Genomic DNA, 19,308 nt, shown 5'->3' with positions numbered 1-19,308 from the left:
ACGCATATGTTCGATCGGGGTCGCGCCGCCGGCGTCAGCTCCTTTGCATGGGGTTGTTTTCGATATTTGCTCGCGCGCTCGCCGGTTCCCTTGAGCGGGATTTCCTTGCGGGCCCTGGTACCTCCGGGGCCGCACGGCGTTATAACCACCGTCATGTCCCCACCCGCGCCGCTGAAACTGATCGCCCTCGACGCCGACGACCTCGCGGTGATCTCCGCCCATGTGCAGGACGCCCAAGTCCAGGCCGCCGACATCATCTGGCGCCAGGACGAGAAGCGTCTGGTGGTCGGCCTGAACCGGCTGGACTGGGAACAGACCCTGTCCGGCGGCACCTGCTCGCGCCGGCTGATCGCCGCGCTCAGGTTCGACCGGGTGCTGGCATGCAAGTCGCGCAATATCGACCTGGAGACCCCGGAAGCGGCCCTGGAACTGCTCGGGATCGAGTTCTATGCCTCCGACCCGCCGGGCGGCAGCGCGCTGCTGATGTTCGGCCATGGCGGGGCGCTGCGGCTCGATGTCGAGTGCCTGGAATGCGAATTGACCGATCTCGGGGAGGATGATCTCGGGGTGGCGCCGGCTTGATTGGCACGTCATTCCGGGGCGCGAAGCGAACCCGGAATCTCGAGATTCCGGGTCTGGTCCTTCGGACCATCCCGGAATGACAATCCCCAAGGGTTGACGGCCATTATCCGCCGCGCCATTGAGCAGGGACCCAGAGTCCTCTTCAGAAAGCCGCCATGCCCGTTCGCCTGGACCGACAGAGCGCCGATTTCGACCAGCGTTTTCGCGACTTCCTGGCGGCCAAGCGCGAGGTCTCGGCGGACGTCGAGCGCGCCACCCGCGCCATTGTCGACGACGTGGCGGCACGCGGCGATGCGGCGCTGCTCGAGGCGACCAAGAAGTTCGACCGGCTCGATATCGACGCCGCCGGCCTGCGCATCACCGCCGCCGAGATCGACGCGGCGGTCGCGGCCTGCGAACCCAAGACCGTCGAGGCGCTGAAATTCGCGCGCGACCGGATCGAGACCTTCCATCGCCGCCAGCTGCCGAAGGACGAGCGCTTCACCGATGCCGAAGGCGTCGAGCTCGGTTGGCGCTGGAGCGCGGTCGATGCGGTCGGGCTCTACGTACCCGGCGGCACCGCGGCCTATCCGTCCTCGGTGCTGATGAATGCGGTGCCGGCCAAGGTCGCCGGCGTGCCGCGGGTCGTCATGGTGGTGCCGGCCCCGGACGGCAAGCTCAACCCGCTGGTGCTCGCGGCCGCCGATCTCGGCGGCGTTTCGGAGATTTACCGTGTCGGCGGCGCCCAGGCGGTCGCGGCGCTGGCGTATGGCACCGCGTCGATCGCGCCGGTGGCAAAGATCGTCGGCCCCGGCAATGCCTATGTCGCCGCGGCCAAGCGGCTGGTGTTCGGCAAGGTCGGCATCGACATGATCGCAGGCCCGTCCGAGGTGCTCGTCATATCAGACGACACCGGCAATGCCGACTGGATCGCGGCCGATCTCCTGGCGCAGGCCGAGCACGACGTCAGCGCGCAATCGATCCTGATCACCGACAGCGCGCGGCTCGCCGCCGATGTCGAACGCGCGGTCGAGGCGCAGCTTGCGACGCTGCCGCGTGCGGCGATTGCGCGCGCCTCGTGGGACGATTTCGGCGCCGTCATCAAGGTGGCGAAGCTCGACGACGCGGTCGAGCTCGCCAATGCGATCGCGGCCGAGCATCTGGAGATCATGACCGCGGACGCCGAGGGCCTGTCGAAAAAGGTCCGCAACGCCGGCGCGATCTTCCTCGGGGCCCATACCCCGGAGGCGATCGGCGACTATGTCGGCGGCTCCAACCACGTGCTGCCCACCGCGCGCTCGGCCCGGTTCTCATCCGGCCTCGGGGTGCTTGACTTCATGAAGCGAACCTCGATCCTGCGGTGCGGGCCGGATCAGCTTCGTGCGCTCGGGCCCGCCGCGATGACGCTCGGTCAGGCCGAGGGTCTCGATGCCCATTCACGTTCCGTCGGATTGCGCCTCAACCTCTCATGAACAAGCCACCAGACGACGAGGATTCCAACAATCGCATCGTCGCGGTGACGCTCGACGAGGAATCGATCGGCCGTTCCGGGCCCGACATCGAGCATGAGCGGGCGATCGCAATCTACGATCTGGTCGAGCAGAACCTGTTCGCGCCGGAGGGCGCCGAGGCCGGGCCCTACACGCTGCATATCGCGATCACCGGCAACCGGCTGATGTTCGACATCAGGAAGGAGGACGGCGCGCCTGTCGTGGCGCATCTGCTGTCGCTGACGCCGTTCCGCCGCGTCGTGAAGGACTACTTCATGATCTGCGACAGCTACTATCAGGCGATCCGTACCGCGACACCGGACAAGATCGAGGCGATCGACATGGGCCGCCGCGGCATCCATGACGAAGGCTCGCGCACGCTGCAGGAGCGGCTCAAGGGCAAGGTGCGCGTCGACTTCGAGACCGCGCGGCGGCTGTTCACGCTGATCACTGTGCTGCACTGGAAGGGTGAAGGCGCATGATCCCGAAAAGTGGGTACCGGTTTTCGGATCGGATTATGCGCCAAAACAAGGGGCGCATGATCGTCGACGCGATTGACGGGGGCGTACCCCGGTCGAAAAAAGCCTGATCGCATGGCGGCGCCCAGCGCGCGCACTCCGCAGGCCGTGCTGTTCGCATGCGCCCATAATGCCGTGCGCTCGCCGATGGCCGAAAGCCTGCTGCAGCACATGTTTCCGCAGGGCCTCTATGTCCGCTCCGCCGGCGTCAGGAAGGGCGAGCTCGATCCGTTCGCGGTGTCTGTCATGGCCGAGTTCGGCCAGGACATTTCCGGCCACAAGCCGCAAACCTTCGAGGAACTCGAGGACTGGGAAGGGCTGAACTTCGACCTCATCATCACGCTGTCGCCCGAGGCGCACCACAAGGCGCTGGACCTGACCCGGACGCTCGCCGCCGATGTCGAATACTGGCCCACCGTCGATCCCACCGGCACCAGCGGCAATCGCGAACAGAAGCTCGCCGCCTATCGCGAGGTCTGCGACGGCCTCTTGATGCGGATCCGCCGCCGCTTCGCAAAGGCCGCGGCGAACCTGTGAGGGTCGTTGAGGTGAGGGAACGCGTGTGTTCCGATTCGCGGAATCGCTCCTTGTCGCCAGACTGACAAACAGCTGTGCTTATGGGGCCTTGTCTCCAAGCGGGAGCGCGATTCGCGGCCGGTTCCAAGGTTGTGCATCCATGCCCCATCCGATAGGTTCCGCCCGCGTCCGTCCCCCCGATTCAGCCCAAAAGCCCGCATGCTAGGCCGTCCCAAATTCGTTCTTGCTTCCGGTTCGCCGCGGCGGCTGGCCCTGCTCAACCAGGCCGGTATCGAGCCCGACGCGCTGCGCCCGGCCGATGTCGACGAGACCCCGCGGCGGGGCGAGTTGCCGCGCGCCTGCGCCAACCGCCTGGCGCGCGCGAAGGCGGACGCGGCGCTGAAGTCGGTTCAACTCGACGACGATCTGCGCGGGTCCTTCATCATCTCCGCCGACACCGTGGTCGCGGTGGGCCGCCGCATCCTGCCCAAGGCCAATCTGGTCGACGAGGCCGCGCAGTGCCTGCGGCTGCTGTCGGGCCGCAACCACCGCGTCTACACCGCGATCTGCGTGGTGACGCCGCGCGAGGCGTTCCGTCAGCGCCTGGTCGAGACCCGCGTGCGCTTCAAGCGGCTCAGCGAGGACGACATCCAGGCCTATATCGGCTCCGGCGAATGGCGCGGCAAAGCCGGCGGCTACGCCGTGCAGGGCATCGCCGGCTCCTTCGTGGTCAAGATGGTCGGCTCCTACACCAACGTCGTCGGCCTGCCGCTCTACGAGACCGTGACCCTGCTCGGCGGCGAAGGCTTTCCGATCCGCCACGGCTGGCTCAACGCCGTCGCGGTGTGAGGCCGAGGAACCTCGTGCCCTCAGCGCCCTTGCATCTCGATTGATGTAAGCTACGTCCGAGCCATGACCGACGAAGCCCGAACGCCCCTGGCCACTCCGCGCGCCTGCCCGATCTGCGGCAAACCTGTCGAGCAGGCCTTCCGCCCGTTCTGTTCGCCGCGCTGCCGCGACGTCGACCTGAACCGCTGGCTGACCGGCCGATATGTCGTTCCCGGCCGCGAGGACGACGAGGAGGACCCGGAATAGCCAATATTTCCCAACAAGTTGGGGAAATTTCGCAGAGCGGGCTGCGCCCGGCGAAGCGTTTCGCGAAGCCGGGTGGACACAGCGCTCCGACCTCTCTATAAACCGCCCGCTCGCTTCGGCCTTTTCGGTCCTGCGGGTATGCCCAGGTAGCTCAGTTGGTAGAGCATGCGACTGAAAATCGCAGTGTCGGTGGTTCGATCCCGCCCCTGGGCACCACGCTTCGCCCGTGCGGGCTACGCGCGGCGGAGCCACGCAGGATCACGATGGCGAAGCGTGTCCGGCGTAGCTTGAGCAAAGCGAAAGCGAAGACGGACGATTCGATCCCCTCGACATCATTCCTCTCCTACAAATTCGATCGGCTGGTAGCTCGGATGGGCCAACCGGTCGCGCATATGCGTCACCAATGACGGATTTCGCAACGTCAGAGGAACAATCCGTGCCGTGATCTGCCGCGCTGCGGGCCAGTGGGTTTCGCCGCCTACCGATAATCCTTGTTATCGATCGTCTTGCTGTCCTTGCCTCCGTCTCCCCCGGTCGGCATGCATTCGACCTGCACGAGGTCGGGATAGAGCTCCCAGGATCGCACCAGGAATTTCCGGCGGACACCGTAGGAGGTGATGACGCAGCGGTTCAGCACCGGGCTGACGGCGGCGGCGACGTAGCCGGGATAGAACAGCGAACCGTGGTGGAGGATGCTCCAGAGCTCGTTGAACCAGGTCGAGCGCACCCGGAAGGTCACGGTGTTCTGCTCGGTGCAGGGCAGCGTCTCGCAACCATAGACCTCGTGGACCTCGAGGCCTTCGGTCTGCGACCCGGAGAGGTTCTGCGAATTGGACAGATACAGCTGCTCGTCGTGCCGCACCGTCGCCAGGTACCAGGGCAGGGTCGCCGCGACCGTCAACGCGCCGTAGACGAGGTAGCAGACGGCGATCGTCGCCAGGATCATGATGCCGCCGCGCGCCTTGCTGAATTCCGGATCGCCATAGGCGTCCTTGGCGTAGACGCAGCGCGCCCAAAGCGCGCGGTAGCCGGCGAAGGCCCAGCGCACGAAGCGGTAGATCCGCCAGGTGACCGGCGCGATCAGCTGCATGTAGATCCATCCGCAGGAGCGGACGAACTGCGACCAGAACCGGCCGAGCATGGTCAGGTCGCGATGGGCGCGCCCGAGCTCGGACTGGTCGTAGGACTTCTTGGCCTCATAGGCCTTGGTCTTGAAGTCGGACAGCGTCTTGTCGATGCCGTCCAGCAACGCGTTGGCGTCGTCATGCGGCTTTTCGGTCATGGGGGATCCAGCTCGACGTGAAATTGCGGCTCGTCGCATCGAAGCCGATGTCGAGCGTGCCGGTGAAGGCGGGGTCCGCCATCGTCTTGTCGACGATCATGGCCTCGATGCGTTTGATCCGCCCCGGCAGGCCGCGGGCGCCGATCTCGGGCGAATAGGTCTTGTCGCAGAATTCGCGCAGCTCGGCCTCCGGGAAGCGCACCTCGATCGATTGCGCCGCGTAGAAGGCGTTGATGCGCGAGATTTCGCGGAACACGATCTTCTCGATCGTGTCCATGTTGAGCTTGTGGAACAGGATGATGTTCTCGCGCCCCTCGAAGCGGTTCAGGAATTCGGTCCGGAACGCCTTCTTCAGGTCGCGGATGGTGAGTTCATAGGCCTCTTCCTGGCTCAGATCGCCGGGACCGGTGCCGACCCGCAGCGCATGATCCGCGCCGATATTGGTGGTCATCGGCATCACCACGTCACCGAACTCGACCTTGCGGCCCAGATTGTCGCGGCAACGTCCATCGTCGAGGATGTTGAGGCAGATGTTGAAGATGTCGGGGTGAGCCTTCTCGATCTCGTCCCACAGCATGACCTGATACGGATTGGCCCGCACCGAATTGGTCATCTCGCCGCCGGCCGCGAAGCCGTCATAGCCCGGAGGCGCGCCGATCAGCTTGGTGACGTCGTTCTTCTCCATGAACTCGCCCATGTCGTAGCGGTTCAACGCCTTGTCGGTGTCGAACAGCGCTTCCGCCAATCCCTTGGCGACCTCGGTCTTGCCGACGCCGCTGGCGCCGCAGAACAGGAACGGCAGCGGCCGGTCGGTGCGCCGCCCCCGCCGCCAGACCTTGACCGCTCGATCGACGTGGTCGAGCACGTCGTCCTGACCGAACACGCGCCGCTTCAGCGAGCCGTGCAGGTTGAGCAGCTTGACGGCGTCGTTCTGCTTGAGCTTTGAGGCATCGATGCCGGAGATCAGCGAGAACTCGTCGATCACCATGTCGGCGGTGAACAGCAGCCGGTCGTTGATCTCCTTGGTGACGACCTTGTACCTCACCCGGTTTTCGTCGACGGCCGCCTGGGTCCGCGCGATCTCGCTGCGCAGCTGGAGAATCTCGGGCGTCGCATAGCCGGACGCCCTGGCGATCAGGTCGAAGTCGGCATCGCCGGCGGAGGCCTTGCCGGCGGGCTCGTCGAGGTGCCGCTTCTTCTCCTCGTCCTCGAGGGTGCGCAGTTGCGCCTCCATATGCGCGATCGACTTCTCGCCCTCGCGTTGCGCCGCGTAGTAGCCCTTGATCCTGGCCTGGTATTCGGCGAACTCGGCCTTGTGGCGCGCGATCGCGGCGCGCACGGCGGCGGCTTTCGCCTCGCTGCCCGGCGGGGCTCCGCTGGCGGTGAGACGCGCCAGCTCCGCCTCCAGTTCCGCGAGCAGCGGCGGCGTCGAATGCGCCCGCAGCAGGTAGCGCGCCATGCCGCGATCGAGCAGGGTGCGGGTGCGTGCGGGCTGCGCCGCGGTGAGCCCGGTGTCGAGCGATCGATACTTGCTCGTCATGTCGATGGCGGCCTTGACCGCCGCCGGATCGATCCTGACCTCGTAGCTTTCCTCGAGATCTTTCGCGCCGTGCAGCGCGATCTCCTCGAGCTCGGCGCCGGCCGGCTCGGTCAGATCCATCAGCGTGAAATGATCGCGGAAATCGGAATGGCACTTGAGGACCTGGGTCAGGTCGGCCTCGCGCACCTCGAGGAAGACCTGCGTCTTCTTCGCCTTCACCATCGCCGTCAACGCGTTGACGATGTGCATCAGCCCGCTGTTGCGCAGCGCGTCGATCAGATCGAGCGTATCCTCGACGATCAGGACACTGTCGGGGGTGCGGTTCAGGATGGCGAAGATCGCCTTGAACTGCTTGACGATGGCGTCGTTGTCGCCGAGCCCGAACAGGCCGTCGGTGTCGAGCCAGAACAGCCGCTTGTTGACGATGTCGAACGGCGCGTCGGCGTCGGCCTTGCGGGCCTGCAGCGCCAGCGCCAGCGTGGTGATGCCGACGCCGCTCGGGCCGGAGACGATCACGCTGTTGGCTTCCATCCGCGTCAGGATGGTGCACAGTTCCTCGAATTTCTCCGCGCGGCCAACCAGCTTGAAGTTCTTCCGGTTGGCGAGCATGTCGCTGCCGGTGATCAGAAAGTTGTCGGCCATGGGGATGTCCATCGGTCAGGCTGCTTGCTGGGAAGGCCCGGGCCGGCAATGCCGGTCCAGGAAATAAGCTCAGATCTGCCCGAACGTGATCTCCTTGTCGTCGACCGGCTTCGGCGCCGCCGCAGCCGCCGACGCGCCGGGTTCCTTGGCGTCCATGCCGATGCTCTCCTGCAATCGCGCGCGCACCGTGGCGGTGACGTCGCTGAGCTCGCCGAGCCGGCTCTGGATGTTGGAGAGCCCGTCTTCGCGCAGCTTGTTGGCGGCCTGCAGCGATTCGGCGATGTTCGACATCGACTCGACCTTCTCCATGATCCGCTTGGAGGCCTCGTCGACCTGCAGCGCCTGACGGATCACCTCCTTGTTGGCGACGTCGTCGGTCACCGCATTCATCGCCCGCATCGAATCCCGCACGCTCTCCGAGGCCTCGTTGAGCGCCGAGTTGTTGAGCGCCTGGATGGTGGTGTTCAGGCTGGTGGCGACGCTGGCGATGCCGTCGCTGGAGAGCTCGCGCAAATTGACGTTCTGCTTGCCGAGGGCGTCGTGGAACGTGTTGGCGTCGACCGCGTCCTTTTCGAGATCGGCCACGGTCTTCTTGGTGCCGCGCCCGCTGTCCAGCAGCGCGGTGACGTGGCGCTCGAAATCGTTCTTCTTCCGCTCGCGCTCGAGGCGGGCAAGGGTATCCTCGCCCTCGCGCGCGGTCGACAGCGCCTGCACCTTCTCCTTGTTCGCCGCGGAGGCGAGGTCGATGCCCTTGTCGAGGATCGCGACCACCGTGATCATCTGCGAGTTGATCTTGACCAGCTTGTCGGCCTGCCCCTCGATCCCGCCGAGCTCGTCGCGCAGCTCCGAGACCGTGACCTGCGACTTGTCGATGTAGTCGAGCGCGGCCTTGATGATGCCCTCGACGCGCTTGACGTGCTCGGGGCCGGAGATGTCGAGCATCTTGCGGACCTGCTCCTTCTCGGCCTTGAACTTGCCCTGCTTGGCGTCGTGCTCGGCCTTTTCCGTGATGATCGCCTGCGCCTTGTCGCGATAGGTCTTCAGAGCTTCGATCAGCTTGGCGATCAGGAGCTCCTTGGCGGCGATTTCGGCCTGCGCGGATTTCTTGATGCCGCCGAACAAGCCGGTCTGCGTCTTCAGTTTGGCGATGTCGCGCTCGAGCATCTCCTTGTCGGAGGTCGCCTGCCGCGCCTGGGATTCGACCTCCGAGGTACGGCGGTCCCAATCGGCCTCGCGCTTGCGATCCTCCTCGATCTCCGCGAAGGTATCCAGCACGACATTGTCGCCGGCGGTGCGCAGCGTGTAGAGCGCATCGAGATTGTCGACCAGCGGCCGGATCATCTCGCGGAAGTCGAGCACGCCCTTGTTCATGTCCGCGAAGGTCTGCTTCATCTTGGCGAAGACAGACGTCGACGACAGCTCGATCAGCTTGCGTTGCATCAGCGTGCGTTGCTGCGCCAGGTATTCCTTGTAGGCCTCGAGCTGCTTGACCGAAGCCTTGCACTCTTCGGCAAGGTCCGGCGAGAGCAGAGCGCCGATCTGGCGGCTGCGCTCCTCCGGCGTGACCTCGGGATTGAAGACGATCTTGGCCACGGGATTGGCGGTGATGTCGACAGGCGCGGCCTGCGTTGCCTGCTTCGGCGCCATCCGCGCCTTGATGGCCTCGTTGACGGCGGTCGATTCCGCGAGTTTCGGGGATGCAGAGGTAGACATTGCAGTCGTCTCCAGGTGGGGCGACTCCGAAACGGAGCCGCATGTGCAGCGCGGGCGTTCAGGCCGCGTTGCGGGAAATCGTGCTTGGGCAGCTCACATGAAAATTCCGGCCGGCGCGGAAGCTAGATGCGACTCGTCAGCCGCACAACCATAGGGAGGTGCAATTAGAACGTTTAACCAAACGAAGTCGCAACATTGTGTACGCATCGTTTTATGATTGCTGAGAGTTTCAGCCCGGCAGGAAGCTCATTGTTGATGGCTGTTTTGTCGCTTCATGCCCGGTCTGGTTCGATCGAATCGTGGTGGGCCTGTTCCGGATCGATGCAAGGGGATTTGGCATCGGACGCCAAAGGAGATGCGCCCTCTGGTTGACGCGCGCAAGGCGCACACGGCGATTTGAACGCGCGGCCGTCGTCCGGTTCGGGACAGGCTCTAAATATCTGAATCCATTTCTGAAATGCGCCCGGACCCATTGCGCGGGCAGGAACTCCGGCCAGATGTAACGTTATTCAGCCGCGGGCAAATGAAGTTGCGGAGGTGGTGACGGCTCAGAGGCTCTTCCGTCTCGGCTGGATCCGGTACGCCTCGCGCTCGATGCCGGCGGCCACCAGCGGCGCCTTGTCGGCGGCGATCGGCGGGGAAAACACGAAGCCCTGCACCAGGTCGCAATCGAGGGTGCCGAGCACGTCGACCTCGGCTGCCAACTCGGCGCCCTCCGCCACCACGGTCATGCCGAGCCCGTGCGACAGCGCGATGATGCCGCCGAGCAGTTTGCGCTTTTCCGGCGCGGTGGAAATGCCGTCCACGAAAGCGCGGTCCACCTTCAGGCAGTCGAAAGGCAGGCGCGTCAGATAGCCGAGCGAGGAGTAGCCCGAGCCGAAATCATCCAGCGCCAGCCGGGCGCCCAGATCGGAGAGCGCTGTCAGCGTGCGGCTGATCCGCTGCTCGGTATGATCCACGAACAGGCTTTCGGTCAGCTCCAGGCAGAGCAGCTCCGCCGGAAAGCCGGTGTCCGCCAGCGCGGCCGCGACCGCCGTCTCGAAATCCACATTCCAGATCTGTGCCGGCGAAACGTTGACCGAGACGGTGCGCGGCGGCAGCCCGGCATCCAGCCAGGCGCGGCCCTGCCGGCAGGCCTCGCGCAGCACCCACAGGCCGAGGTCGACGATGAGCCCGGAGCTTTCGGCGATCGGGATGAACTCCGCCGGCGAGATCGGCCCGCGCTCGGGATGGGTCCAGCGCAGCAGCGCCTCGAAGCCGGTGACGCGGCCGGTCCGCAGGTCGAGCTGCGGCTGGTAATGGGCCTCGAGCGTGCCGGCCTCCACGGCGTGGCGCAGATGCCGGCCGAGATCGAGCCGTTGATCGACCGCCTGGGCATAGACCGGCTCGAACAGCTGGGCGCGGCCGCGCCCGGCCTCCTTGGCCATGTAGAGCGCGAGGTCCGCGTTGCGCACGGCCGTCTCCGCCGTCGCGCCATGCTCGGGCAGGCGGGCGATGCCGATGGTGGCGCCGACGACGGCCTCGCCCTCGGTGAGATCGACCGGGACCGACAGCTTGCCGATCAGCCGGTTGGCAAGTCCGGTCAGCGCGGCGTCGGACATGCTGCGTCCCTCCGCCAGCACGGCGAACTCGTCGCCGCCGAGCCGGGCGATGAAGGCGCGCGGCCCCAGATCCTGCCGCAGCGCCGCCGCCACCTGGATCAGCAATTTGTCGCCGGCAGCATGACCGAGGGAATCATTGACCTCCTTGAAGCGATCGAGATCGATCAGCAGCAGCGCGCCACCCCGGCCTTCCACGGCGCAACCCTCGATCATGGCGGCGAGCTGGCGCGTGAACAGCGCGCGATTGGCGAGCCCGGTCAACGGGTCGCTGTAGGCGAGCTGCTCGAGCTGGCGCTCGGCCTCCTTGCGCTCGGTGACGTCCTGCACGGTACCGATGATGCCGATGACCTCGTCGTGGGCGATCTCCGCCTTGCAGATGACAGCGAGGTCGCGGGCGGTGCCGTCGGCGTGCAGGATGCGCAGGTCCGTGGCCTCGGTCCTGCGGCTGCGCAACACCCGTTTCTGCACGTCGCGGAAGCGCTCGGCATCGCCGCCCAGGAAACGTGGCCTGACGGTCTCATCGGTCGGCGCGAACGTATCTGGGTCGAAGCCGAGCAGCTGATAGAGCTCGGGCGCCCAGGTCGTGCGGCCGGTGTCCAGCCGGTAGCTCCAGGTGCCGATCTTGCCGAGCCGGTGGGCTTCCTCCAGCGCCCGCGTGCGCTGGTCGAGCAACGCCTTGGCCGCCCTGAGCTGGGTGATGTCGCTGGACGTGCCGCGATAGCCGAGAAAGCTGCCGTCATCGGCGAAGATCGGCTTGCCGCTGGTGCAGATGCTGACGCGCGACCCGTCTTTGCCGATCAGCGTGTAGGTGAAGTCGCGAAAAGGGCGATGCGCCTCCATATCGGCCCGGTGCCGCGCCATCGTCTCCGCGTCCTCGGGCGCATAGGCCAGTTCCCAGCGCGCTTTGCCGCCCGAGGCCACCGTCTGGAAGGCGGCATTGCCGGCTAGCGATTTGGGATAGGGCAGCAGCCGGTGCGCGGCGTCACTCTCCCAGCACCAGTCCGAGGCGGTCGAGACAAAATCGGCCAGCCGCTGCTCGCTCTCCGCGAGGCGGCGCAGCGCAGCGGTTTCCTCGGTGACGTCGCGGACGATGCCGGACACGCGCCGGACCTGACCGCGCGCGTCGAATTCCGGCTCGCCATGCACCACGCAGTCGAGCACGCTGCCGTCGGACCTGCGCAGCCGCGTCTGCACTGCATAAGGCTGTCCCTCGGCCCAGCAGGCTGCGTAATGCGCTTCCAGAACCGTCCGGCTTTCGGGCAAATAGCGCTCGCGCACCGTGGCGATGGGGATGAAGCCGTCGACGGTCTTGAACTCGTAGAACGAGGCGAATTCGGGCGATATCCAGACATCGGTCGCGGTGGCACTGTGTGATTCCCAGTACCCCATGCGGGCCATCCTGATGGCGCACCGCAGTGACCGTTCCTCATTCCAGCGTCGACGCGCTACCCGCGTGAGGGCCTGCCCTTGCGGCAGTTTACGAGCGGCCATCGGTCCCCAACCAAAACGCCAACGTACAATTTACGCGGCAAACTCGTTAGCATATCGCGCGACAACCTTGGAGCGATGCAGATCACAGTCGGGGGCTCTTCCGCAGATTTGGTATAGTATCGGTGAATCCTGCAACCGGCATTAGGTACGCGAGGAACTTAACCTGGATGAAACTTTTGTTGCCGCGGTAGCTCAATGCCTTGCTCAATGCCTTGGCATCCCGCGCACGAAGGACGCTTGAAAAATGACCAGGAGATTCAAGGTCGGCGATCACGTCAGCTGGAATTCCGAGGCCGGACACGTCTCGGGCACCATCATCAGGGTTCACACGCGTGATTTCGATTACAAGGGGCACATGCATCGCGCCTCGGAGGCCGATCCGCAATACGAGATCAAGAGCGACAAGACCGATCATGTCGCGGCCCACAAGGGCAGCGCGCTCCATCCTGCGTAGCAGAGGCGCGGCATGGCGCTTCCGTTCTTCACGATAGGTCATTCGAACCGCAGTCTCGAGGATTTCGTCGCCGTCCTCACCGCGGCCGGCATCGACCGTGTCGTCGACATCAGAACGGTGCCGCGCTCGCGAACCAATCCGCAGTTCAACAAGGACACGCTTCCCGGTTCGCTCAAGGCCGCCGGCATCTCGTATGAGCATCTGGCCGATCTCGGCGGGCTGCGCGGCAGGGCGCGAAGCGTGCCGCCTTCGGTCAATGGCTTCTGGAGCAACGAGAGCTTTCACAACTACGCCGACTACGCGCTGTCGCCGCAGTTTCACGCGGGCCTGCAGCATTTGCGTGACGAGGGGCACGGGCAGCGTTGCGCGATGATGTGCTCCGAAGCCGTGTGGTGGCGCTGCCACCGCCGCATCGTCGCCGACTACCTGATCGCGGCCGGCGAGAACGTCGTCCATCTCATGGGGGAGGGCCGGCTGGAGCCCGCCCGCCTCACCGAAGGCGCCGTCGTGCAGGGCGATGGGACGGTGGTCTATCCGGCGACGGGTGAACTGGATCTATGAGGTCTGCGAAGCCTGCGGACCTTGCCCTCGCGCCGCGCGCCTCACTCCACGCTGCGCTTCCAATAGCCGGTGCCGAGCTTGCCGGTGATCACGGCAATGCTGTCGCGGACCTCGTAGGAGCCGGCGTCGCTGTAATTCCTCATTCCCTTCAGCGCATGCAGCGTCCAGCGGCCGTTGGCGAAGGTGACGGTGCCTTCATGGGCTTGCGCCGAGCGGAACGGCTCGGCGTGGAATTTGTAGGTGCCGTCGGCCATGATCTGCCAGATCCAGCGCGACTGGCCGCGGCCGCTCGCCACCATGATCTCCCAGGTGCCGACCAGTGCGGGATCGATGGCGCCGGCTGGCGTTGCCGGCGACGGCAATGCGGGAGCGGCCGCTGCGGACGCAATGTTCGCCTGTTTCGCGCCTGCTGACTCGGCGGGCGGCGCCGCCAGATAGATCGCCTTGCGCGACAGCGAGCCGTAGACGAAAGGCTGCTGCTCGTTGCGCGTCGCCTCCATCACGTCGTCGCGGACGTTGCGAAACATGAAGGTCACCTCGACGCCCGGCGCCTCGATGTTGCGGAGTAGCGCGGCCGCGAACGGGCTGTTGCGGCCGTCGCCATCGAGCGCCGTGGTGCCATCGCGCGCGGCATAGGCGACCAGCACGTTGCCGACCGGCTCGATGCGGCCGAGCCCGCTGGTCGTGGCGGCGCGAGTGGCGATCGAGCGGCTCATCTTCGCCGCGAACGGATTGTTGCGGCAGGCATCGAGGATGACGAGGCCGAGACTTCCAGTGCTCGAGACCTGTAGCATGACGCTCTGCAGGCTGATCGCTTCATTCGCGGCATCGGTGTCGCGTTTCAATTCGGCATCGACCGGGATCAGCCAGTTGTCGCCGTTGATCTCCATGCCGTGGCCGGCGAAATACACTGCCGCCATGTCGGCACCGGCAGCCTCGCGCCCGAACGCGATCAGGCTGCGCCGCATGTCATCGAAGCTGCCGTTCCTGATCAGGGTGACGGCGAAGCCGAGGCGCTTCAGCGCCGCGGCGATATCGCCGGCGTCAGTCGGCGGATTGGTCAGCGCCGGCACGCTCCTGTAGGCGCCGTTGCCGATCACCAGTGCCACCCGCTTACCGTCGGCGGCGGCCGGCAGCGGAGCAAGACCGGCGAGCGCCGCGGCAACGGCCAGTCCCGAAACAAACGCGCGGCGGTTCATGCTGGACCCGATCGGAGGTGACGGGCGCAAGGTAGCGCAGCCGGCGCGAGCCGGCCATGGATCTGGCGGCGGTCAGGCTGCCTGCTTCGGCGTCCAGACGCCGGCCGGCACCGGCTCGGCGGGCAACAGGCCGGCGCCGGCGGCGCCCGCGATCGACATCGTGATCTCGTGGATGTCCTGTACCGAGCGCTGCATCGAGAAGCGCGGATAGAGCTCGCTCATCGTGGTGGCGGTTGCCGCCTGCGCCGCGGCGGGATCGGCCAGCACGGCCTCGACGGCGGCGGCGATGCTGGTCGTGTCCTGGCCGAAGCTGTAGCGGGCAAGATGCGGCATCTCTGCCGCCGAGAAGCGGTTGGCGTCGAACACCGGCACGGTGCCGGCGCCGAGCGCGAAGAACACCCGGTCATGCACCGACAAGTCGATATTTGGATTGAGCGAGACCGCGGCGAGATAGCTGCCGAGGCCTTCGCGCATCGCATCGAAGGTCATCGCGCCGAGCACGCGGGCGGGACGTCCGGAGACATCGAGATTGCTCCAGCCGCCGCCGATGAAATCGACCGGATAGTCGGCGAGCACCGCGCCCACCTCGCGGGTGCGAACGCCCCTTGTGTAGTTGTCGAGCCGGGTCAGGATGACGTTGAACAGGTCGCCGCCCGGCTTCAGATAGACCAGATGCCGCTCGGCGACGTCGACGATGATCTTCGGAAACGCGCCGCAGGTTTTGCCGCGTGCCTCCGCGATTGCGTCGAACAGCAGCGCGAACAGCTTTGGCGGCATCGTCTTGCGCCAGCCGCGCTCGAGCCCCAGCGGATTCCAGCCGGACTTGGCGAAGATCAGCCGGCCGTTGCGCTGCTCGGGCGGCAGGCCGCCGAAGAAGCCGGGGTCGGGGATGCCCATATGGGTCGCGAACACGGCGCCGTTGGCGCTCAGGTGATCGCGGCTGAATGCAGCATGGTCGGGAAACACGTAGCCATGCGCGGTGTAGCGGCTCTCGAGCCCGTGTCGCTTGGCGAAGTAGCAGGGGTGGTCGCAGAACCAGGTGAACACAGGAATCTGGGCGACGTCCCAGAACAGCCTGCCGTCCTTGGTGTGGATGTCGAGCCCGATGCCGGAGAAGCCGAGCGCCATCGTCTCGGTCTTTCGCGGCAAGAGCGCATTGAGCCGGGCCGAGAAATCCGGCGCCAGCAGGTCGAGCATCTTGACCTCGTGCCCGAGCCGGTCGAGCTCGGCGGCGGCCATCGCGAGGATGCCGCGCAGTGAATCATAGGTGGTGTTGCTGGAATACAGGACGCAGATCACGGACATGGGGCCCCCGCGCATGATGCTGTTGCCGCGCGCGCGGACAAATCCACCGCCTCGCATGCTGTCAGTTGAACGGCCGAGCCGGCCGTTCCGGGCACGGAATTATCGTGGCCTTAACCAAAATCTTCGCCGGAAGTCGGCCACGGCGCCGTTGAAGCTCCGTCGGGATGTCGCGGCGGGCTGCCGCCTGGGCCCGCGCGGGGCAGGGGCCACATGCAGCTTGAAAGCTTCGACGTCGTCGTGGTGGGGGCGGGGTTCTTCGGCGCCGTGATCGCCGAGCAGGTGGCGAGCAAGCTCGGCCGCAGCGTCTGCGTGCTCGACCGCCGGTCGCATATCGGCGGCAATGCCTACTCGGAAGTCGATTCCGACAGCGGCGTCGAGGTGCATCGCTACGGCACCCATATCTTCCACACCAATTCCGACACGGTCTGGCGCTATCTGCAGCGCTTTACGTATTTCACCGACTATCGTCACCGCGTCTTCACGGTGGCGAACGGCCGCGTCTATTCGATGCCGATCAACCTTGCGACGGTGTGCGCCGCGTTCGGCCGCATCATGTCGCCGGACGAGGCGCGCGCCGTGATCGCGGCGGAGGCTGCCGCGCATGGCGCGGCCGGCATCAACAATCTGGAGGACAAGGCGATCGCCTCGGTCGGTCGCACGCTCTACGATCTCCTGATCCGCGGCTATACGCAGAAGCAGTGGCAGACCGATCCGCGCGATCTGTCGGCCGACATCATCGGCCGCCTGCCGGTTCGTTTCACCTTCGACGATCGCTACTTCGCCGATCGCTACGAGGGCATGCCGGTCGATGGCTATACCGCGATCTTCCGCCGGATGCTCGATCATCCCAAGGTCGCGGTCGAGCTCGGTGTCGACTATTTCGACGTCGCTGACCGCATCAACCCGGGCCAGCTCGTGATCTACACCGGGCCGATCGACCGCTTCTTCGGCTATGCTTGCGGCCATCTGGGCTGGCGCACCGTCGACTTCGCGCGCGAGGTGCACGATGTCGCCGATTTCCAGGGCGCCGCCGTCATCAACTACGCCGATGCCGAGGTGCCGTTCACCCGGATCCACGAGTTCAGGCATCTGCATCCGGAACGCGCGCATTTGGGCCCGCGGACCACGATCTATCGGGAATATTCCCGCTTCGCCGGCCGCAACGATGAGCCGTATTATCCGATCAACACCGCCGCCGACCGCGCCATGCTCGCGTCCTATCACGCCATGACGGCGGCGCATCCGAACGTCATCTTCGGCGGCCGCCTCGGCTCCTACAAATATCTCGACATGCACCAGGCGATCGGCGCCGCGCTGAAGACGTTCGAGCACGAGGTCGAGCCGTTCTTCGCAGGAGACATGCGCACCGGCGGCACCGCCGCGCGCCGCCACGCCTTGTCGCCTTTGTCGGCGTGATCTATTGCTGCCGAAGCGGGCAGCAAATCGCATAACAATCGCCCGCGGTCCCCCGGTGAGGAAACAATGCGAAAGATCGTCATTGCTGCGGCTGCCGCCGCCACGAGTCTTGCCTTCAACATCGCCCACGCCGCGCCGCCGCTCCCGGAAGCTTCGGCGCACCAGACCGGCTTCTCCGACAAGGGGCTGGCGCGGCTCGACGACTTCTTCGCGCGCGAGATCGCGGCCAAGCGCGTGCCCGGCGCCGTGGTGGCGATCGCGCGTGACGGGAAGCTCGTGCACTACAAGGCCTACGGCCAGCTCGACCCGGCCAAGGGCACGGCGATGCCGATCGATGCCGTGTTCGCGCTGGCCTCGATGACCAAGCCGATGGCGGCGGTCGCTGGCCTTACGCTGATGGAGCAGGGGCGGCTGCCGCTGCAGGCGAAGGTCGCCGAGTATTATCCGGCATTCGCCGACATGAAGGTCGGCGTGCAGCAGGCCGACGGTTCGTTGACGATGGAGCCGCAGGCGCGCCCGATCTTCATCCACGATCTCTATCGCCACACCTCCGGCCTGATGTATGGCGGCCGGCCCGACAGCTCGAGCGCGCTGGCGCGGCTCTATCCCGACGGTACCGCGCCGGCGGTCGAGGGCGACACGGCGGCCTTCATCGACCGCATGACCAAGCTGCCGCTGGTGCATCAGCCTGGCACCGAGTTCGAATACGGTTTCTCGATCGACGTGCTCGGCGCCGTCGTCGAGAAGGTTTCCGGTCAGCGGCTCGGCGACTATCTGGCCGCCAATGTCTGGAAGCCGCTCGGCATGAAGGAGGCGACGTTCCACCCGAGCGATGCCCAGCGCGCGCGGCTGGCGCGGCCGTTCCCCAACGATCCGCTGACCGGCAAGCCGCAAGCCATCAAGCTGCTCGATACGCCGACCAAGTTTGACTGCGGCGGCGCCTGCTCGTTCGGCACCGTCGGCGATTATGTCCGCTTTGGGCAGATGCTGCTCAATGGCGGCGAGCTCGACGGCAAGCGCATCCTCAGCCCGCAGACGGTGCATCACATGACGTCGAACCATCTCGGGCCCGAGATCAAGAACAACGTCGCCGCGGTCGAGCCGCATCGCGCTGGCTTCGGCTTCGGGCTGGCGGTCGCCGTGCGCACCAGCGAGGGGCTGTCGTCGGTGCCGGGCAATCCCGGCGAGTTCACCTGGAACGGCGCCTATGGCACGCAGTTCTTCTGCGATCCGAAGGAGCGCCTCGTCGTGGTGGTGGGAACCGCAGCGCCCGGCGAGCTGCGCAAATATTATCGCGAGAATGTGCAGGACATCGTCTACGGCGCGATGGTGAAGTGAGGAGCTTTCGCGCTGCGAGTGATCGACACGTGACGAACACGAGAAAGCCCATCGCTCAGGCGGAGCGATGGGCTTCGAATATGAGTGATTACCACGCCCGGTAGTACGGGCCGGTCAGGGTGCCGTTATTGTTCCCTTCAGGGCCAACATCGCCCTGCGTCGAACTCGGCGTTGGATGGTTGCTGCCGGTGAAGCCGTACCAGCCCGGTTCCGTCTGATTGTACATCACGTATGGCTGGGCATACGGCTGCGCGCCGTACCGTGGGCCGCCGTAGTATCGGTAACCGGGGTTCCCATAAGGATAGTAGCCTTGCGCGAACGCACCCGCCGTCGTTGCGATCAGCGACGCCGCGGCCAGAGCCATGATCTTGGTGTTCCGTTGCATTCATACACTCCTTTCTGGTGTCACGACCAACAACCGCCACGGAGCGGCGTTCCTGATCCGCCATGCAGCGCACGAAGGCGAGTCTGCGCGAAGCTGCGATCAGGTTTTGGTGAGAGGGCTTGCGCCTGACAGATCGACGCTGTCGCTGTGCACGGCAGAATGCATGGCTTGTGGGCTCGCTATGCTCTTCCAGCTATAACG

At 65.8% G+C, this 19,308-nt stretch carries 17 protein-coding genes and 1 tRNA gene; 11 read left to right on the top strand and 7 right to left on the bottom strand.

Annotation, left to right across the window (positions count from 1 at the left end; genetic code table 11):
- Positions 1 to 153 precede the first annotated feature (153 nt).
- The 7 genes from FBZ93_RS21740 (at position 154) to FBZ93_RS21710 (ending at position 4,396) form a co-directional block, all read left to right on the top strand.
- On the top strand, positions 154 to 582 hold the full coding sequence (locus FBZ93_RS21740; RefSeq protein WP_146988327.1) for a DUF2948 family protein: 429 nt from the start codon (positions 154 to 156) through the stop codon (positions 580 to 582).
- Positions 583 to 737: 155 nt separating this feature from the next.
- The gene (hisD, locus tag FBZ93_RS21735) at positions 738 to 2,033 is read left to right on the top strand and encodes a histidinol dehydrogenase (protein WP_146988325.1); all 1,296 of its coding nucleotides are present in this window, start codon (positions 738 to 740) and stop codon (positions 2,031 to 2,033) included.
- A complete protein-coding gene (locus FBZ93_RS21730) occupies positions 2,030 to 2,533 on the top strand; it encodes a UPF0262 family protein (protein ID WP_074129634.1) in 504 nt (167 codons plus the stop codon). The genes hisD and FBZ93_RS21730 overlap by 4 nt, the downstream gene beginning before the upstream one ends.
- Positions 2,534 to 2,644: 111 nt before the next feature.
- The gene (locus tag FBZ93_RS21725) at positions 2,645 to 3,106 is read left to right on the top strand and encodes a low molecular weight phosphatase family protein (protein WP_146988323.1); all 462 of its coding nucleotides are present in this window, start codon (positions 2,645 to 2,647) and stop codon (positions 3,104 to 3,106) included.
- 198 nt (positions 3,107 to 3,304) lie between these two features.
- A complete protein-coding gene (locus FBZ93_RS21720) occupies positions 3,305 to 3,934 on the top strand; it encodes a Maf-like protein (RefSeq protein ID WP_050423304.1) in 630 nt (209 codons plus the stop codon).
- 63 nt (positions 3,935 to 3,997) lie between these two features.
- Positions 3,998 to 4,180 (top strand): DNA gyrase inhibitor YacG, encoded by a 183-nt coding sequence (gene yacG / locus FBZ93_RS21715; protein ID WP_146988321.1) that lies wholly within the window; start codon positions 3,998 to 4,000, stop codon positions 4,178 to 4,180.
- A gap of 140 nt (positions 4,181 to 4,320) precedes the next feature.
- Positions 4,321 to 4,396: transfer RNA gene (locus FBZ93_RS21710), tRNA-Phe, on the top strand.
- 262 nt (positions 4,397 to 4,658) lie between these two features.
- Here FBZ93_RS21710 and FBZ93_RS21705 read toward each other — a convergent pair.
- The 4 genes from FBZ93_RS21705 to FBZ93_RS21690 form a co-directional block, all read right to left on the bottom strand.
- Complete coding sequence (locus FBZ93_RS21705; RefSeq protein WP_146988319.1) at positions 4,659 to 5,462, bottom strand: hypothetical protein; 804 nt, start codon at positions 5,460 to 5,462, stop codon at positions 4,659 to 4,661.
- On the bottom strand, positions 5,443 to 7,644 hold the full coding sequence (locus tag FBZ93_RS21700; RefSeq protein ID WP_167529154.1) for an AAA family ATPase: 2,202 nt from the start codon (positions 7,642 to 7,644) through the stop codon (positions 5,443 to 5,445). The genes FBZ93_RS21705 and FBZ93_RS21700 overlap by 20 nt, the downstream gene beginning before the upstream one ends.
- A gap of 69 nt (positions 7,645 to 7,713) precedes the next feature.
- Positions 7,714 to 9,357: a hypothetical protein gene (locus FBZ93_RS21695; protein ID WP_146988316.1), complete on the bottom strand. Its 1,644-nt coding sequence runs from the start codon at positions 9,355 to 9,357 to the stop codon at positions 7,714 to 7,716.
- A 548-nt stretch (positions 9,358 to 9,905) separates the two neighbouring features.
- A complete protein-coding gene (locus tag FBZ93_RS21690; protein ID WP_146988314.1) occupies positions 9,906 to 12,347 on the bottom strand; it encodes a bifunctional diguanylate cyclase/phosphodiesterase in 2,442 nt (813 codons plus the stop codon).
- Between the two features lie 346 nt (positions 12,348 to 12,693).
- Between FBZ93_RS21690 and FBZ93_RS21685 the strand changes: the two genes are divergently transcribed.
- Both FBZ93_RS21685 and FBZ93_RS21680 read left to right on the top strand, forming a co-directional pair.
- Positions 12,694 to 12,903 carry a DUF2945 domain-containing protein gene (locus FBZ93_RS21685; RefSeq protein ID WP_074128806.1) on the top strand — a complete coding sequence of 70 codons (210 nt, stop codon included), beginning with the start codon at positions 12,694 to 12,696 and terminating at the stop codon, positions 12,901 to 12,903.
- 12 nt (positions 12,904 to 12,915) lie between these two features.
- Positions 12,916 to 13,464: a DUF488 domain-containing protein gene (locus tag FBZ93_RS21680; RefSeq protein ID WP_146988313.1), complete on the top strand. Its 549-nt coding sequence runs from the start codon at positions 12,916 to 12,918 to the stop codon at positions 13,462 to 13,464.
- 41 nt (positions 13,465 to 13,505) lie between these two features.
- Here FBZ93_RS21680 and FBZ93_RS21675 read toward each other — a convergent pair whose 3' ends face one another.
- Positions 13,506 to 14,663: a caspase family protein gene (locus tag FBZ93_RS21675; protein ID WP_146988311.1), complete on the bottom strand. Its 1,158-nt coding sequence runs from the start codon at positions 14,661 to 14,663 to the stop codon at positions 13,506 to 13,508.
- A 72-nt stretch (positions 14,664 to 14,735) separates the two neighbouring features.
- Positions 14,736 to 15,968 (bottom strand): hypothetical protein, encoded by a 1,233-nt coding sequence (locus FBZ93_RS21670; protein ID WP_146988309.1) that lies wholly within the window; start codon positions 15,966 to 15,968, stop codon positions 14,736 to 14,738.
- Positions 15,969 to 16,178: 210 nt separating this feature from the next.
- Between FBZ93_RS21670 and glf the strand changes: the two genes are divergently transcribed.
- Together glf and FBZ93_RS21660 are read left to right on the top strand one after the other, a co-directional pair.
- A complete protein-coding gene (gene glf, locus FBZ93_RS21665) occupies positions 16,179 to 17,384 on the top strand; it encodes a UDP-galactopyranose mutase (RefSeq protein WP_146988307.1) in 1,206 nt (401 codons plus the stop codon).
- 66 nt (positions 17,385 to 17,450) lie between these two features.
- Entirely contained in the window at positions 17,451 to 18,722 is a 1,272-nt protein-coding gene (locus FBZ93_RS21660; RefSeq protein WP_146988305.1) for a serine hydrolase domain-containing protein, read from the top strand.
- 88 nt (positions 18,723 to 18,810) lie between these two features.
- On the opposite strand, the gene FBZ93_RS21655 is transcribed toward FBZ93_RS21660, so the two are convergent.
- Positions 18,811 to 19,107: a hypothetical protein gene (locus tag FBZ93_RS21655; protein ID WP_146988303.1), complete on the bottom strand. Its 297-nt coding sequence runs from the start codon at positions 19,105 to 19,107 to the stop codon at positions 18,811 to 18,813.
- Positions 19,108 to 19,308: the final 201 nt, after the last annotated feature.

It is taken from the genome of Bradyrhizobium macuxiense (assembly GCF_007993935.1).
Taxonomy (GTDB): domain Bacteria; phylum Pseudomonadota; class Alphaproteobacteria; order Rhizobiales; family Xanthobacteraceae; genus Bradyrhizobium; species Bradyrhizobium macuxiense_A.
The sequence above is the reverse complement of the archived record's forward strand: the minus strand, read 5'-3'. Positions and strand labels throughout refer to the sequence as shown.